The organism is Gemmatimonadota bacterium, from assembly GCA_016712265.1.
Classification (GTDB): Bacteria; Gemmatimonadota; Gemmatimonadetes; order Gemmatimonadales; family Gemmatimonadaceae; genus RBC101.
The window spans coordinates 1-14,847 of the sequence record JADJRJ010000020.1; the positions used below are offsets into that span (position 1 = coordinate 1).

The window sequence follows — 14,847 nt, forward strand, 5'->3', positions numbered from 1 at the left end:
AGCATCAGCAGGTCAGCAAATGGTAAGTCCCGCGATGTCCGGACATGCAGTCATCGGGCGTGGTCTATTGACGGGGCAAGCCTGGAGTCACACGATACAGCACGGGTTCGCGTTCTTCGCTGATCCCAAAGAACCACAGTCCGCGGCTTGCCCGATACCCTGAACCATTTACGGGGGACAGAACTCGCGTGGGCGCGGGGACGGATGAGAGCAGCCGACCCTTGGCATCCAGGACATCCCAGATGCCTACTGGCCCCTGTTTGCGCGCGGAGATTACTCGGCCATCAGAGAGCTGGAGTGCCCACAGCGCGTACGCTGCGTCCTTTCGCAGGCGCGTGGTCTGTTCTCCGGCCCGTCCTGTTACCTGCATAACCTCATCCACTGACCGCGACACCCGCCTTTCAACGTTCACTTTGCGCGCCAGAGTGCCATTAAACCAGTACCAGCTGAGCTCGTATGGAATGCGGCGCGACACGAGCAGTTGTCCGTTCGGTGTCAGCACCATACCCGGTGCGATCCACTGCTCAAGAGCCGCTCTCGATAGCGCGAATGGCAAGTCTCCGAATGAGCGTACGAGGCGAAACTGATCATCGAAGACGTGGACCGCTTTGTTCCTCGCGGCGGCATCTCGCACGATTCCCGTCATCGCTACTTGGCGATCGGGCAGCGCCACCAAGCTCTCGATAACAGCAACCTCCGGGGTCGGTGTCCATCGCTTTACAAATGCCCCCTGAGAACTGAACTGTGAGAAGCTCCGATTCGCGAGATCGAACACCACAATGCTGCCATCACTCCGCTCGGCAAGGCGATACGGGAACCTGAATTCTCCAGGACCGTCACCGGATCGCCCGAACGAATAACAGCCAGCGTGCCATCTGGTCGAATCCTCAACACCTTTGGCAGAGAGCGATCGATGATCAAAAGCGTTCCATCGACCGACACCCTTAGCGCCGTGACGAGGCCAAGGTTGAGTGATCGGCCGACGATCTCAGTCTTGGAGTCGGCAAGTGGCGTTCCTTTCAGCTGATCATCTGTTTGCCCCCGGAGGGCCGGCGTCGTGACTACTGCAAGCACTCCCGGCACCATGAGGCGTCCGAATCCTACCACCGCCGAGCGACACCACTGCGACCTCTTGATTGACCGCCTCAGCATGACTACCTCCGTCGCTGGGAAAGGGAGCGACGCGCGCCCGGGTACTGGCGCGCGTCGCGAGGCCGTTTCGGCATCAGGCAAGCGGCACTTCTATAACCCACCACCTCCAACCATGTGCGTCGCCAGGCGTTGACCGGCGACATCGAGGAATCGGCTTGGCGTGCTGCTGACACGCGTTCGCATCTCAACCCCAGACAGTGCTTGATAGAGAACCGCAACCGTCTGGTCCGTTGCACCGACGACGGCGCATTGTTCCAGGAAAGCAAGCTCTCTCGTGCCGGGGAGCGAGATACTCGTATAGACCTTCGTTCCACCGGTCCCGCCGCACATGGTGATGGTGCATTGAGCCTGCGTCGCGACACAGTTCTTGTTGGTGCCCCCGCTCATGCACGCCCACCCAGTATCGCTGGGTGTTTGAATGAACTGACACCGCTCTGTACACGCCTGAGCGGCGGCCGGCGCGGAGACGAGGGCAGTACCGGCACCTACGAACAGGGTGAGGACGAGCAGTCGGGCGCCTTTCATTTGGAGTGCCTCCAGATGAAGAGTTTGCGGGAACAACGCTACCAGTGACCCACGGCCGCCCGGGAGTCGTGCGCGCTCCCATTGTGAGGTTAAGCTTGCCCAGCGATTAGCGCACTATGTTGTTAGCGACCTGAGCCGTAGCCGCGGAGACGGCCTAACGACCTGTGCTGAGCGGCAGACGCAGTATCACCAAGCGGCGAAGCCGCGTCCTTGATGCGGCTGACCGCTCCTGCACGCTGTTAGGCATCGCCCGGCAGTCGTCCGAGGGGGAGAAACGCTGCGTCCGGGTGTGCCACGAACTCGCGAATCTGCGTCATACTGCCCCGCAGCAGGGCCGCGACGGCTCCCGTCGACGCATTCCCCTGCCGGATCCAAATCACTTTGGGCGGAAACCCGCGCCAGACGCTGAACCGCTGAAAATCTTCGTCCTTGGTGATGATGACGAACCCGTGAGCGCCGGCGTACGTCCAGATGGCCTCGTCCGACGGCCGGGCGCAAGCACGGACACGACGTCACGCGAGTCGGGGAACTCCGGCGCGAGGTCGCGGACCAGACGTGCCGACAGATTCTCGTCGAAGAGGAGCCGAACGGCCACTTAGGCCGCGGGAACGGGCATGACCCGGCGCTCGCGCTCCGCTGCAAGGCCAAGCACGCCAGGATGTCGTCGTGCGTGAGCTGAGGAAAGTCCGCCAGGACGGCCGCCTCGCTCATCCCGCCGGCGAGATACCCGAGGACGTCCCCCACCGAAATGCGTGTGCCCCGGACGCACGGCTTCCCGAATCGGATCGCCGGGTCGATCGAGATGCGGCTCAGAAGTTCCATGCCTGCACGCTAGAGCCGCCCAGTCGGGCCGTCAAGCCAGCGCCGGCGGTAAGCGGCCCCGGAGAACGCGCCCGGGCCCTTTGCCCGCCTCGCTCGGGTCATGCCCGTGCCGCTGAACGCAGCCAGAAGGCGACGAGTCGGGGCATCCCTCGAAGCGATGCCTAACGTCCGTGGCTCAGCTGCGGGCCACGTAAAGAAAGCCGGTCCGCCCGGGCCGACCCTGTACATCCTACTGCGGCCCGGGCGGAACGGCCATCCCCACAAGGCCCGTCAGTCTGCAGCCACTTGTTAGGTGGCGCCTCGCCGCGACCATGTGCGCTCGCGCTCGCGTGACATCGCCGCGGTGCTTCACCGAACACTGACCTTTCGCTTGCTGCTATCCAGCACCGCAGCCATGACACGCGCATCCGGATAGCGCGCCTCCGCGATGCGTCGCACCTCGCTTGCAAGAGTTGGATCAGTCTTTGGACCGATTCGGATCTCACTGAGATCTTCTGCCGCGAACGTCAATCCGAGAACAGGCCCTCCTCAGTCGGCTTCTTGTCGGCAGGAACCCTGTACTCTTTCTCCGGGGCCCAGTCCGTGGACTTTACGAAGTAGTACTCGCGGAGAAAGTCCTCCCACACGATCGACTCCTCACCCAGCATTGCGCGCGCCCAATCGTCCGCACCCGGCAGCTTTGGCGCCTCTTCCTGATATATCACCGGCTCCGCCGAAGCCAAGGACTGTCGCGTTCATCGCTACTCTCGAATCCCAAGACCACCCCCGTGAGGTCCGCGGCATAATGGGCCCACATCGACGGGGACTCCGCGTCTGAGGAGAAACAGATGATCCGCATATTCGGCACCCGTTCAGACCAGACCCGTCGCAATTCTTGACGCGTTAGCTCGACCGGAATAATGGTCATTGCTAAAGAACTGCGGAGGTCCTCCAGGACAACCGCTTCCGGGATGCCTCGACTGAGAGCTCCCCGAAGCACCAGCGACAGCGCCCGGAGCGTGAGGGTCTTCGGCTCGGCTTCGCCGCGGGCATACTGAGCCGCACGCGTCACCACCGCCTTCGCGTACTCGGCGTTCGTGAATGGAAGCTCGAATTCCCTCCGCACGTCGAACGGGTCGTTGAAGAGGATGGGCGAGCTCCACCTGAGGCTCCTAGTAGCAAGAACCTTGGCTGCGGTCTCTGCCGTGGCGTACTTGTACAGTGTCGGCACCTCGTGCCGCCGATTGTGGGAGCGCATCAAGTATCCTGTCAAGCCACCTAACGACCCACGTTCACTTGCGGACTGGGTCAACAAGAGGCCGCCCGCCCGGGCCGCTCCTCGATTAGTCTACCACGGCCCGGGCGGGCGTGCCAGACGCTAACTAGGTCCGCCAAGTGCAACGTGCTGTTAGCCGGCAAGGACCGACTGCGCCGATGCATCGTCGGGCACGCTGAGATCAGGCGTACCAAGCGGATGCGATGTTGAGTCAAAGAAGTGTAGGTCTGCGTTCGGCAGTCGCTGTCGGCAGAACGCCTTTGTTTTCACGATGTTCTCCTTCTCGGAAGGGTAGACGCTGATTGCGATCAACCGGTCTCGTTTCTTGGCTAGGAGATCGACGATATGGCGATCGACGTCTCCGAGACTGTGGCCGAACACTACGATTGGCCCTTGGACATCACTGAACGTGTGGAGCGCGAACTGCAGGTAGTCCGAGCGACGAATGGCAGCAAGCTTCTGTTCACTTGAGCCCTCAGTGATGCACAGCGGCACCCCACCTGTGCGCTTTCCGAAGAGATCAAGCAGCGTCTTGCCCTCTTGCGCCTTCTCCTTGTAGGTCCTGGGCACTTCTGGGGTCATGGTAGAGATGTAGGCCTCCGTGCAGGTACAAGACCTTCGTCGCCTCGCCGCGTATCTCGGTATTAGTTACGTCGAACGCTCCACCCCAGAAGTAGTCCCTGAAGTCATTTTGCTTCCTGAGCCATCACGGCCCAGTACAACAACAGGTCGTAGTTCGTGGAGAACACCCATTCGTGGCTCGCCAGCGCAGTTCGGATCCGAAGCAGCCGCGCCTATCGAGTACGGCCCACGGAACGTGCACATGATGTACCGCTGCCACGAGTGCCTCGCTTATGGACCGATACCTCTCATCCAGGGCGGCCGTGGTATGGTTGAGGGCTTGACCAACCGTGCGCGCCGTCAGTAGCGCGCCCAGTACGGCTTCGAAGTTTGCTTGTGCACCGAGGGCTGCAAAAAGGTCACAGTCCTCGCTGGAGAGAGGTGCGGCTGTTCCAGCGGTCTTCGCCACATCGAAGAGCGAGGAGTAGGCAAAGCGCCTCCATACTGCCTGGCTTGCGCCATTTCCGAGCACGATGGACTCCCACGAGTGGAGCGTCGCGATGTCACTCCAGGCATTGAGCGACGCGTCACCTGTTGGAGTCATCAATCACCTCAGGTATGTCCGGCTAACGACCCGCGCTCACCTGCAGGCCATCTAAACCAATGCCGGCCCGCCCGGGCCGCCACCTCCAGATCTTACCGTGGCCCGGGCGGGACGGCTACCCCTGCGGCCTGGCTGGTGCTGCGCCGTGTTAGGCAGCACTACCACCGCGGGGCCAGCCACTCCTGTATTTCCCAGGCACCGGCCGCGTGGTCGACCACCCAGACCGTGTCGCCACGCGTGCGGTAGGCCACCGCCGACGTCGGCCCCGTCACGGTCCGTCGGCCGCGCGGCCCAACCTCCACCCAGACATGCCGCCGTACCCCCGCCGTGTCGGACTCTTGGAACCCCACGAGCCATCTCGCTCCCGGTAAGGCGTGGAGTCGCACCAGCAGGATCTGCCGCCGACGCCAGTATTCCATGCGGGCCCGGTTACTGCCACCCGGCAATTGCTCGAAGACCGAGTCCGACGGATACTCGGGTGGGTGATAGCCGGGATAGGATACCGGGAGCCGGGTCTCGGTGCCCGTGCGCCGGTCATAGATCCACAGCGTGTCGGCACTGTAGATCCCCGACGCCACGGTGGTGTCCGTCGTCGCCACGGCGAAATTGCGGAGGTAGACCTGGCGTGCGTCCACTCCTCGGTTGGCGATGGAAATTGACCGATACGATCGCCGGACTTGTCCCGCCTGGTCGACGTCATGGAGGACGGACATGAGGCTATCAGGCCCAACCTTCCACTCGGTCCCCTCCCGGAGGTATCCGGCGACGACGACCCCCGCACCCGTACCCCCCTCGGTGAGCGCCGTCATCACCGCCGGAACCCGAACGACGCGCTCCCGTCGGCCCGTCGTGTCCCACACCTGGATGCTGTTCGTATCCAACACCGCAAACCGACCGGGCGCCCACGCACCGAGGTCGTACGGGAAACGGAAGACGGTTGAATCGCCGATGCGGCGCAGGAGCCTACCGGTGACGCGGTCGTAGAGTCGGATACAGCGACACTCAGTGTCCGACAGTACCCCGCCACCCGTTACCGAGCGGTGTGGGCATCCCCGGCGCGCGCCCGCGCGGTCCGCAGCTCGGCAGCACGACCAACCCGCAGAGCGCGATCCCAATCAGGCCCATTCGCCGCCAGCCAACCATACCGCCTCCCTCTCAGCGTGATGCTGCCTAACGTCCGTGGCTCAGATGCGGGCCATATAAACAGAGCCGGTCCGCCCGGGCCTTCACTCCGAATGCTACCAGTGCCCGGGCGGACCGGCCAGCCCCAACGGCCCGTCATTCTGCAGCCACCTGTTAGCCTGCCCCCGAGCGGTAGCGGTGTACAAAGGCCTCGACCTCGGCTGGCATTGGGCCCACCAGGTCGCTCGCCAGGGCCTCGATCTGCGTCGCCAGTCCGGCGAGCGCCGCGGCCGTGGGCGGTACCGCCGGATGCAGCAGGCGTTCGATCTCGCGGACCATCGTGAGCGGCTGGTGCCAGGTCGCCGCAGACATGGAGAACCCACCTGAGGCTGGGCGCGGGTCGCGACCCTCGCTGCGCAACCACGCGTCCGACGAGCGCCGCCAGTCGTCCTCGTACTTCGCCTGATGCCACGCCGCTTCCGGGGCCCAGCAGCGCTCGCAGTAGCGGTTGACGGTCGGCTCCACTCCTTCCGCCGCTCCGCCTCGGATCCAGCCTACGGTGCCCAGTGCCCCGCAGGCGTCACAGGTCGCCGAGCCGTCCACTGGCGACTCTGCCGGTGCACTCCCCGAGGTGGTCAGCACGACCGCCCCGTCGGTCAGAGTCGGCGGCGCCTCCCGGTTCGGCACGTACTCCACCCGAATCATCGGCGCACCGTCCACCTGAGTCGCGATGAACCGCACCTGCGCCTCCGGCCCGGTGGGGTCCGGTCGATGATGCAAGGTCAGATCCGGGAACACGATACCGCCACCACGTACCCCTTTCGGCGAAGCGGCCGCCCAAGCGATCAAGGCCTCGAACAGACGACGGGACTCCTCAGGGCCGCCCATGCACGTCTCCGGTTGTCCTGACCCATTCGATGCAGGCTAACGTCCGTGGCTCAGATGCGGGCCATATAAACAGAGCCGGTCCGCCCGGGCCTTCACTCCGAATGCTACCAGTGCCCGGGCGGACCGGCCAGCCCCAACGGCCCGTCATTCTGCAGCCACCTGTTAGCCTGCCCCCGAGCGGTAGCGGTGTACAAAGGCCTCGACCTCGGCTGGCATTGGGCCCACCAGGTCGCTCGCCAGGGCCTCGATCTGCGTCGCCAGTCCGGCGAGCGCCGCGGCCGTGGGCGCTACCGTGGGATGCAGCAGGCGTTCGATCTCGCGGACCATCGTGAGCGGCTGGTGCCAGGTCGCCGCAGACATGGAGAACCCACCTGAGGCTGGGCGCGGGTCGCGACCCTCGCTGCGCAACCACGCGTCCGACGAGCGCCGCCAGTCGTCCTCGTACTTCGCCTGATGCCACGCCGCTTCCGGTGCCCAGCAGCGCTCGCAGTAGCGGTTGACGGTCGGCTCCACTCCTTCCGCCGCTCCGCCTCGGATCCAGCCTACGGTGCCCAGTGCCCCGCAGGCGTCACAGGTCGCCGAGCCGTCCACTGGCGACTCTGCCGGTGCACTCCCCGCGGTGGTCAGCACGACCGCCCCGTCGGTCAGAGTCGGCGGCGCCTCCCGGTTCGGCACGTACTCCACCCGAATCATCGGCGCACCGTCCACCTGAGTCGCGATGAACCGCACCTGCGCCTCCGGCCCGGTGGGGTCGGTCGATGATGCAAGGTCAGATCCGGGAACACGATACCGCCACCACGTACCCCTTTCGGCGAAGCGGCCGCCCAAGCGATCAAGGCCTCGAACAGACGACGGGACTCCTCAGGGCCGCTCATGCACGTCTCCGGTTGTCCTGACCCATTCGATGCAGGCTAACGTCCCGCGCTCACCTGCGGGACATCTGAACCAATGCCGTCCCGCCCGGGCCGACACCCCATGATCCTACCGCGGCCCGGGCGGGACGGCCACCCCCACGGCCCGTCATATGCTGCGCATTGTTATGCCGCCCCTTGGTCAAAGACGCACGCCGCGTACCCGCGCCGAGACCGTGCGCCGAGTGGCCCAGTCCAGGGAGACAATGCCAGTTACCGTCGGTAGTCGCGTCGCGACACCAAAGCGACCGACCGCGTTGCAACCGGTGCGGCCTGACCACCGCCGCTCGGGTGGATTACGTGGACGGGTGCTGCCGAACGAAGAAGTGCGTCCATCGGCCATCGGAACGACCGAACTGCCACCCTGATTCGACCATGAATTCCTGCAGGCGGGTCAGGATGGCCGCATCCCCACGACACCGTCGAACTCGGCGGGAAACTTCGTTCCATTGGGATTCGGCGTGTGCAGGTGCACGGCGTCCTGGGCGGCATCAAACGCATCGATCTGCAGCCATGTCTGATGTGGCTCGCCCCACGCCGCAACTTCGGCCTCTAGACGACGGAACATTGTAAAGAGTGCGGAGAGATGCTCATGGCGCTCGCGCCAGCTCAGGTTACCGATACCTCTCCAGTCTACGTGCCAGTGCATGTGATCGTACCAGCCCTCTGGCGAGACCGCGAAGCGCGCCGCGTGCTGGTGAAGGCTGCGATAGTATCGTCGACGGCCACGGACCTTAGCGGTGGGCCGAAACCGGCCCAGGTCTGGATGGGGGATGATGCGAATGGGACCGAACCACGAAGCGATCGTGATGCTATCTGGGTAGGACATCGATCAGTCTGACGAGACGGCATAACGATCGCGGCTCTGCTGCGCCGCAATCTAATAAAAGGGCCGCCATGCGTTCTACGCATGGCGGCCACTCAACTGAACGCGGCGTCAGCAGCAGCCGCCTGTTAGCCAGCGCCTCGCACGCGCGTCGCTCCTCACTACGTCAGAGCCCTCGAGCGCAGAAGAACCGTCAGATCTACGGAGGTCGCTGAGCGCTTCATGGGCTGCGAAAGCACACTCTGACCGAAGGGCAGAACCGATGAGTCGCCAGGGCGATTCAGTCCTGCGTCGGCAGGAGGATCCCCGATGTTGGTTGATGCCTGCTGGATCGGGAGGGCGCTGTTCGGCGTCGGCCGCAGCCGTAGTGGTGTCTTAGCCATCGCTCGGTCGGGGAGGATACACTCTGAGTCTCGGTCGCGCAAAGTCCGTGCTAAAGTCGGCCGTACCGAACAACTACCGAATCTGCTGCCATCCCTGGCGGTTGGTCAGCATCTGGGTTTGTACCCCACCGTTCGCATCCCGTTGCCCGACTATCCGTACATCCATAGACAGAGCGTCACACCGGGAGGCGCTCTCTACCATGACGAGGTAAAGAGGCGACACGTCAACATGTCCAACCGTGCCCGGCTGAAGACTCGGCGTTCCTTGGTGGAATAGCTGCGCAGCGTGGAAGGTCGTGAGCATATCCATGTCACGCTCATACTCCTCGTAGAGCGCCCACATCGAGTCCTCTAGCTCCTTTGAGCAATCGCAAATGTGCAGGCCAATCTGCTTGGCCTCGTATCGGTTGATCGGATGTCCGTGAAAGTACAACCGTGAAGTAAGGTTGGTGACAATCTCCTTCACGCGGTGCTCGTCGGCGGACGGCTGCCCGAGCTCAAGGAGCTTCTTCGCCATCATGCGTGACTGGAGATGCGAACGCTTAACTGACCCCAGAGCGATGGGGTGGACGTGATCCGCCAGCTTAGTGATCGCATGCACTACCTGGTCTTCGTGGTTGATACCGGCATCCTCGCGAATGAGAGCGATGTAGGCCAGCACTTCCTCAACGCTGATCGGGAGCTGCGCCGTGTTGGCAGGATCCCTGGGGTTGTATGGACCGGTAATGCTCGGGTCGGTAGGACCGAGCATCCCCATGGGATGAAGGTAGATCTCTGACGCACCGAGCGCCGTAAGCGTCGCGGCGCTGAACGCGCGAAATGGCACGAGGACCAGGAGGTTCTGGCAGTACTCGCGCAGCAACGTCACGAGCTTCCACGGGACCGTTCCGTCGCCCCCGTTGCTGTGGATTAGCAGGGCGAGGCGCTCGGGCCGAGGAGCCAGTTGCCGCAGATGCTCATAGATGAAGCGTATCGCATCCATGCCCATCTGTGCCTCGGCACTTGGACGAGTACTCGTGACGTAGGCAAGCACAGGACATCCAACGACGACTTCTAGCTCCTTGAGACGATCCAGACGACTCTGAGAACTCACGCCTCTCTCCTTTGGGTAGTTGAATGCTGCGCTGGCTAACGTCATGCTTCTGTGGCGCGGCCTCTGATAAGAGAACCGCCATGGCGAAGGCCATGGCGGTCTACCTTAGCCCTCAGCCGCGACCACAGCAAGCAACTGTTATGCAGCCCCGGCTTTGGTGCGGCGTGCTCGGCTCGGCTTGAGGCTCCCCAGTTCGGCCCGGAGCGCCCGCCGGACCACCGTTTCGAGGGGCTCGACCGCCTGCGTCATCGCCTGCCGCAGTGCCTGATTGATCCGCGTCTGGTAGTTCCCACCGCCCGCCGCCTCGACCTCGGCACGGAACCACTCAAGGACATCGTCGTCCAGCCGAATCGTGATCCGAGTCTTGCCGGTCACGGCCGGCACAACGGCCCCACGTCGCGCCTTCCCAAAGTCGTATTCCTTACGCATCGGAGTCCTCCGCATACTGGCGGCGTTCGCGGGCGGTGGCGCGTCGCGCCGAGATCAGGCGGAGCGCGTCCTCGTCCTGGGTCCACACCACAACGACCACCCGACCCAGCAAGTCGCGGCCCAACGTGACGAACCGTTCCTCCGCGTGCTCGGGGTCGGGCCGGGTCAGGCCATAGGGATCCTCGAACACGCCCACGGCATCGGCGAGCTCGATCCCGTGCTTACGGCGGTTCTCGGCGGCCTTGGCCGGGTCCCACGCATACGTCATGTCTCAACGTATGTACGCGTGTGCACCGCCGCAAGCGGTCCCCACTGGCCAGCCCGGCGCCAAATCCCGCGTTCGAGCACCGCTGCTTTCACCTCATGAGCGCGATGACTGCATAACGTCTGGGTTCTGCTGCGCCGCATCCAATAGTGGCGGGGTGGGCCGGCGCCGTGTCCCTCCCCGTACGATAAAGGGCGCCGGCCCACCCCGCTTGCCCGAGCGGCGGCAGCAGCAACCCTCTGTTAGGCGGCGCTCTGTCACTAGCGTTGCTCAATCAGGACGTTGGTGATCACCACATCCTTGGTGCTACCTCCCAATCCAATGGAGAGCTTTAGCAAGAGCGTGCCCGATGTGCCTAGTAGGCGTGGCGCAGTGAAGGGTGCGATCAGCAAGAGCTTCCCACCTGCAGGCACTTGTTCATCCAGCATTTGCGTCCACCCTTTCAGGCGCCCGACTTTGCTGCCGAACTGAGCCTCTTCCGCTTCAGACTTCACGCCGAGATCGTCCGTCATGAAGACGGCGTCCACGTAGAGGTGCTTGTTCTTGCGCCCTGTGGCGTCGGTATTGGCAAATTGAATGCCGCAACTCACGACGTCGTTCCGGTCGGCTACACCGCAGACGAGAACTGTTATCGCAAAGTGCTCTAACGCTCCCGTTGCCGCAGAGCGCGGCGGGGTGGCTCTCCGTTGCGGCCGCTCATCGCTGGTCGCTTCCGGCGCAGGCTCGTCGAAGACCTCGGCACTTGGAAAGGGCACCCGATCGGGAGGGCTGTTCAAGAGCGCTCGCAGATCGCCCAAGGTGACGGCGAAGTTCAGGTTCTGGCCGAGCCGCAAGGAGGCCACGCTCACACCGATTACTTCCCCTCTGGTGTTGAGGACGGGACCACCGGAGGACCCGGACGAGATGGGTGCCGATATCTGCAGAAGCTTGCGCTCCTCGACGTCGCGCACTCCACTGAGCAATCCATCGCTGATGGTGTTCGCCAAGCCTTCGGGGGCACCGATCACGTAGACGCGTTCCCCAATCGTGGCCGGTGTTCGCGCCACCGGCAGCACCCCTGGTGCATCTGCGATGCGCGACAGGACCACTAGGTCGGTGGTTGTGCTCAAAGCCGCCTAACGACCCGCGGTTCGCCCGCAGGCCAGAATACAAAAGCCGCCGCACCCCGCGACGACCTTGCCCTGTGATCTACTAGTCGCGGGGTGCGGTGGCCAGCCCCACGGCCTGTCGGGCGCTACCGCTTGTTATGCTCCCGCGGGGCCGCCGACGCTCAGCGAGCAGCCCGCCGCCCCTCCGTTCGGCCCCGTGCACCCTCGACCGTCGCCAGGTCTCGGACGGACGCGAGCGACGCCGCTCTTGGGCGACCACCCTGGGACCCGAGGCACTCCCTCCCGCCGAGCACCCCCCGAGCACCGTGTTCAACCGGCGGCCGCGTTATCCGCTGGTGACGGTTGCTCCCGGTGTGCTGTGTGGGCGTTGCGGATAACGCGGTCGCGACCCCGCCGCCGGTCGTGCCGTTGAAACAACAACGCCATTGCTGGGGACAGCACCACCACTGCCCCAGTGAGCATAACGCCCACGGTTCGCCCGCGGGCCATCAAATAGAGCCGCCGCACCCCGCGACGACCTTCCCTGTGATCTACTAGTCGCGGGGTGCGGCGGCCAGCCCACGCCCGGCGGGCGCAACCGTTTGTTATGCTGCCCCGGGGGCGGCGACGCCCAGCGCAGGCCGCCACTGCCAGCCGAGCGGCCCCAGGCACCCTCGACCCTGGCCGCGCGCGGACGGCCGCCCCAGGCACCGCGCGCGGTTGGGCACAGCGGGCCCCGAGCGAGGCACCTCCCCGTGCAGTGGGACCCGAGGTAACGCGAAGGAGTCGGTGGGGGCGACCGACGCCGCGGAAACGGTTCTTATAGAACAGGGCGCGGGGAGCACGCGCGGGCCGGCATTCCGGTGGGCGCCGTAATCAATGCGCGTGGCCCCGCGGCCGGTGCCGACAGCTTGACGTCAGTCAGAACAGAGCCCTGCTGCTGACGAGGCACCCACGACTCTTCCGGTCAGCATAACGCCCACGGTTCGCCCTTGGGCCATCAAATAAAGCCGTCGCACCCCGCGACGACCTTCCCTGTGATCTACTAGTCGCGGGGTGCGGCGGCCAGCCCTCCGGCCCGCCGGGCGCAACCGTTTGTTATGCTGCCACGGGGCGGCGCCGCCCGGCGAGGCCATCACCCGCGGCCCGGGCGGCCCCGTGCACCTTCGACCGACGCCAGGCCGGGCCGGCCGCACCGGGCGCCGCGCGCGAGTTGGACACAGCGGGACCCGAGCGCGGTACTTCCCCTGGCAGTGGGACGCGAGGTAACTCGGGCGAGCCGGTGGGGACGACCCGCGCTGCGAGCACGGTTGCCATGAAGCAGGCCGCGGGGAGCACGCGCGGGCCAGCCTCCCCGTGCTGCACGGCCCTCCATGCGCGTGGCCCCGCGGCCGGTGCCGACAGCATGATCGCCGTCAGACAAAAGAGATCTCGCCGGGGAGGCACTCACCACTCTCCCAGTCAGCATAACGCCCCACGCTCTCAGGCGGGGCCTCTCATAAAGCCGCCGCACCCGGCGGCGGACCTTGCCCTTACACTACAAGCCGCCGGGTGCGGCGGCCACCCCATCGGCCCCGGCCTGAGCTGCGTGTTGTTAGGCAGCAGCCACCCACATGCCCATGCTGTCAGCTACGGCGCAGGGATCTCCGTGGTCTTGCTTGAGGTGATCTTCCACGCATCGCCCTCCTTGACCAGCGTCATGAGCACGGCGCCCCGTGTTTGCCGACGCAGTCCGGTCGTGAGCACGATATCGTCGTGATATGTCCAAGCGACCATCGCGGCACTGGGACTGAAAGCGCTCACCCGGACCGAGTCCACTCCACCTCCGTGACTGCGCCAGTTGCAGGCCCGCTGCCGCACGCCTGCGTCATAATCCGGAAGGCTCACATCAATCAGCTCCGTGTCATCCACATAGAGCGTCGGGTTGCTCGCGAACCGCGAGACCGCAGTCCCGTCGGAACAGGTCGCCAAGCCGAAACCGGCGAAGAAGTCATGGATCGTCTGCGTCACCTCAGCTTGCACTACAGCTCGATACTGATCCGGCGATTCTGCCTGAGGCTCCCGCGCTGGCTGGGAACAGCTCGCCAGGACCCAGAGCAGAGTACACCACGCCCGTGCAATACGCATCACGCTCCGCTCCGTCGCATGAGGAGTGCCCGCCGCTGCTATCCACCGTAGCCCCCGAGGAGGAAACGTGCAAGCCTCCCGCCTCATGTCAATACCGCCTCGGGTGCTCAGTACCCGGCCTGCGCTGCGGGCCCACATCGCCCAACGTCGGATCAACACCCTGCTGTGCGCCCGGATCCTCCGCGAGCGGGGGCTTAGTCACCACGACACATGGCTGCCTAACGCCCACGGTTCGCCCGCGGGCCATCAAATAAAGCCGTCGCACCCCGCGACGACCTTCCCTGTGATCTACTAGTCGCGGGGTGCGGCGGCCAGCCCATCGGCCCGGCGGGCGCAACCGTTTGTTATGCTGCCCCGGGGGCGGCGACGCCCAGCGAGGCCGCCACTGCCACCCGAGCGGCCCCGGGCACCCTCGACCGTGGCCGCGCGCGGACGGCCGCCCCAGGCACCGCGCGCGGTTGGGCACAGCGGGCCCCGAGCGAGGCACCTCCCCGTGCAGTGGGACCCGAGGTAACGCGAAGGAGTCGGTGGGGGCGACCGACGCCGCGGAAACGGTTCTTATAGAACAGGGCGCGGGGAGCACGCGCGCCGGAATTCCGGTGGGCGCCCGAAATCCATGCGCGTGGCCCCGCGGCCGGTGCCGACAGCTTGACGTCAGTCAGAACAGAGCCCTGCTGCTGACGAGGCACCCACGACTCTTCCGGTCAGCATAACGCCCACGGTTCGCCCGCGGGCCATCAAACAAAGCCGTCGCACCCCGCGACGACCTTCCCTGTGATCTACTAGTCGCGGGGTG

General features: G+C 65.0%; 14 protein-coding genes and 1 pseudogene. All 15 read right to left on the reverse strand.

The window, feature by feature from the left end; translation table 11 throughout:
• Nucleotides 1-1,916 precede the first annotated feature (1,916 nt).
• The gene (locus tag IPK85_03820; GenBank protein ID MBK8246516.1) at nt 1,917-2,150 is read right to left on the reverse strand and encodes a DUF5615 family PIN-like protein; all 234 of its coding nucleotides are present in this window, start codon (nt 2,148-2,150) and stop codon (nt 1,917-1,919) included.
• Nucleotides 2,151-2,272: 122 nt separating this feature from the next.
• Nucleotides 2,273-2,499, reverse strand: a pseudogene (locus tag IPK85_03825) (DUF433 domain-containing protein).
• A gap of 506 nt (nt 2,500-3,005) precedes the next feature.
• Complete coding sequence (locus IPK85_03830) at nt 3,006-3,203, reverse strand: hypothetical protein (protein MBK8246517.1); 198 nt, start codon at nt 3,201-3,203, stop codon at nt 3,006-3,008.
• Nucleotides 3,200-3,709 carry a DUF2971 domain-containing protein gene (locus tag IPK85_03835; GenBank protein MBK8246518.1) on the reverse strand — a complete coding sequence of 170 codons (510 nt, stop codon included), beginning with the start codon at nt 3,707-3,709 and terminating at the stop codon, nt 3,200-3,202. Before IPK85_03835 ends, IPK85_03830 begins: the two co-directional genes overlap by 4 nt.
• 177 nt (nt 3,710-3,886) lie before the next feature.
• Complete coding sequence (locus IPK85_03840; protein MBK8246519.1) at nt 3,887-4,336, reverse strand: DUF4917 family protein; 450 nt, start codon at nt 4,334-4,336, stop codon at nt 3,887-3,889.
• Nucleotides 4,337-4,460: 124 nt separating this feature from the next.
• Nucleotides 4,461-4,919 (reverse strand): DUF4917 family protein, encoded by a 459-nt coding sequence (locus IPK85_03845; GenBank protein ID MBK8246520.1) that lies wholly within the window; start codon nt 4,917-4,919, stop codon nt 4,461-4,463.
• A gap of 158 nt (nt 4,920-5,077) precedes the next feature.
• Entirely contained in the window at nt 5,078-5,803 is a 726-nt protein-coding gene (locus tag IPK85_03850) for a hypothetical protein (protein ID MBK8246521.1), read from the reverse strand.
• Nucleotides 5,804-6,215: 412 nt separating this feature from the next.
• Nucleotides 6,216-6,821 carry a hypothetical protein gene (locus IPK85_03855; protein ID MBK8246522.1) on the reverse strand — a complete coding sequence of 202 codons (606 nt, stop codon included), beginning with the start codon at nt 6,819-6,821 and terminating at the stop codon, nt 6,216-6,218.
• Between the two features lie 270 nt (nt 6,822-7,091).
• Nucleotides 7,092-7,658 (reverse strand): hypothetical protein, encoded by a 567-nt coding sequence (locus IPK85_03860; protein ID MBK8246523.1) that lies wholly within the window; start codon nt 7,656-7,658, stop codon nt 7,092-7,094.
• A gap of 576 nt (nt 7,659-8,234) precedes the next feature.
• Nucleotides 8,235-8,408, reverse strand: a complete 174-nt coding sequence (locus tag IPK85_03865; protein MBK8246524.1) for a hypothetical protein — start codon at nt 8,406-8,408, stop codon at nt 8,235-8,237.
• A 714-nt stretch (nt 8,409-9,122) separates the two neighbouring features.
• Nucleotides 9,123-10,082: a hypothetical protein gene (locus IPK85_03870; protein MBK8246525.1), complete on the reverse strand. Its 960-nt coding sequence runs from the start codon at nt 10,080-10,082 to the stop codon at nt 9,123-9,125.
• Nucleotides 10,083-10,280: 198 nt separating this feature from the next.
• Nucleotides 10,281-10,586, reverse strand: a complete 306-nt coding sequence (locus IPK85_03875; protein ID MBK8246526.1) for a BrnA antitoxin family protein — start codon at nt 10,584-10,586, stop codon at nt 10,281-10,283.
• A complete protein-coding gene (locus tag IPK85_03880) occupies nt 10,564-10,839 on the reverse strand; it encodes a BrnT family toxin (GenBank protein ID MBK8246527.1) in 276 nt (91 codons plus the stop codon). The genes IPK85_03875 and IPK85_03880 overlap by 23 nt, the downstream gene beginning before the upstream one ends.
• 257 nt (nt 10,840-11,096) lie before the next feature.
• Nucleotides 11,097-11,924 (reverse strand): trypsin-like peptidase domain-containing protein, encoded by an 828-nt coding sequence (locus IPK85_03885; GenBank protein MBK8246528.1) that lies wholly within the window; start codon nt 11,922-11,924, stop codon nt 11,097-11,099.
• A gap of 1,629 nt (nt 11,925-13,553) precedes the next feature.
• Nucleotides 13,554-13,946: a hypothetical protein gene (locus IPK85_03890; GenBank protein ID MBK8246529.1), complete on the reverse strand. Its 393-nt coding sequence runs from the start codon at nt 13,944-13,946 to the stop codon at nt 13,554-13,556.
• Between the last annotated feature and the right edge of the window lie 901 nt (nt 13,947-14,847).

Bases quoted from the DNA above. Each gene is read 5' to 3' on its own strand.
- IPK85_03845 (MBK8246520.1), bottom strand. From the start codon at position 4,919: ATGACTCCAACAGGTGACGCGTCGCTCAATGCCTGGAGTGACATCGCG.
- IPK85_03880 (MBK8246527.1), bottom strand. From the start codon at position 10,839: ATGACGTATGCGTGGGACCCGGCCAAGGCCGCCGAGAACCGCCGTAAG.
- IPK85_03875 (MBK8246526.1), bottom strand. From the start codon at position 10,586: ATGCGGAGGACTCCGATGCGTAAGGAATACGACTTTGGGAAGGCGCGA.
- IPK85_03840 (MBK8246519.1), bottom strand. From the start codon at position 4,336: ATGACCCCAGAAGTGCCCAGGACCTACAAGGAGAAGGCGCAAGAGGGC.
- IPK85_03865 (MBK8246524.1), bottom strand. From the start codon at position 8,408: ATGTTCCGTCGTCTAGAGGCCGAAGTTGCGGCGTGGGGCGAGCCACAT.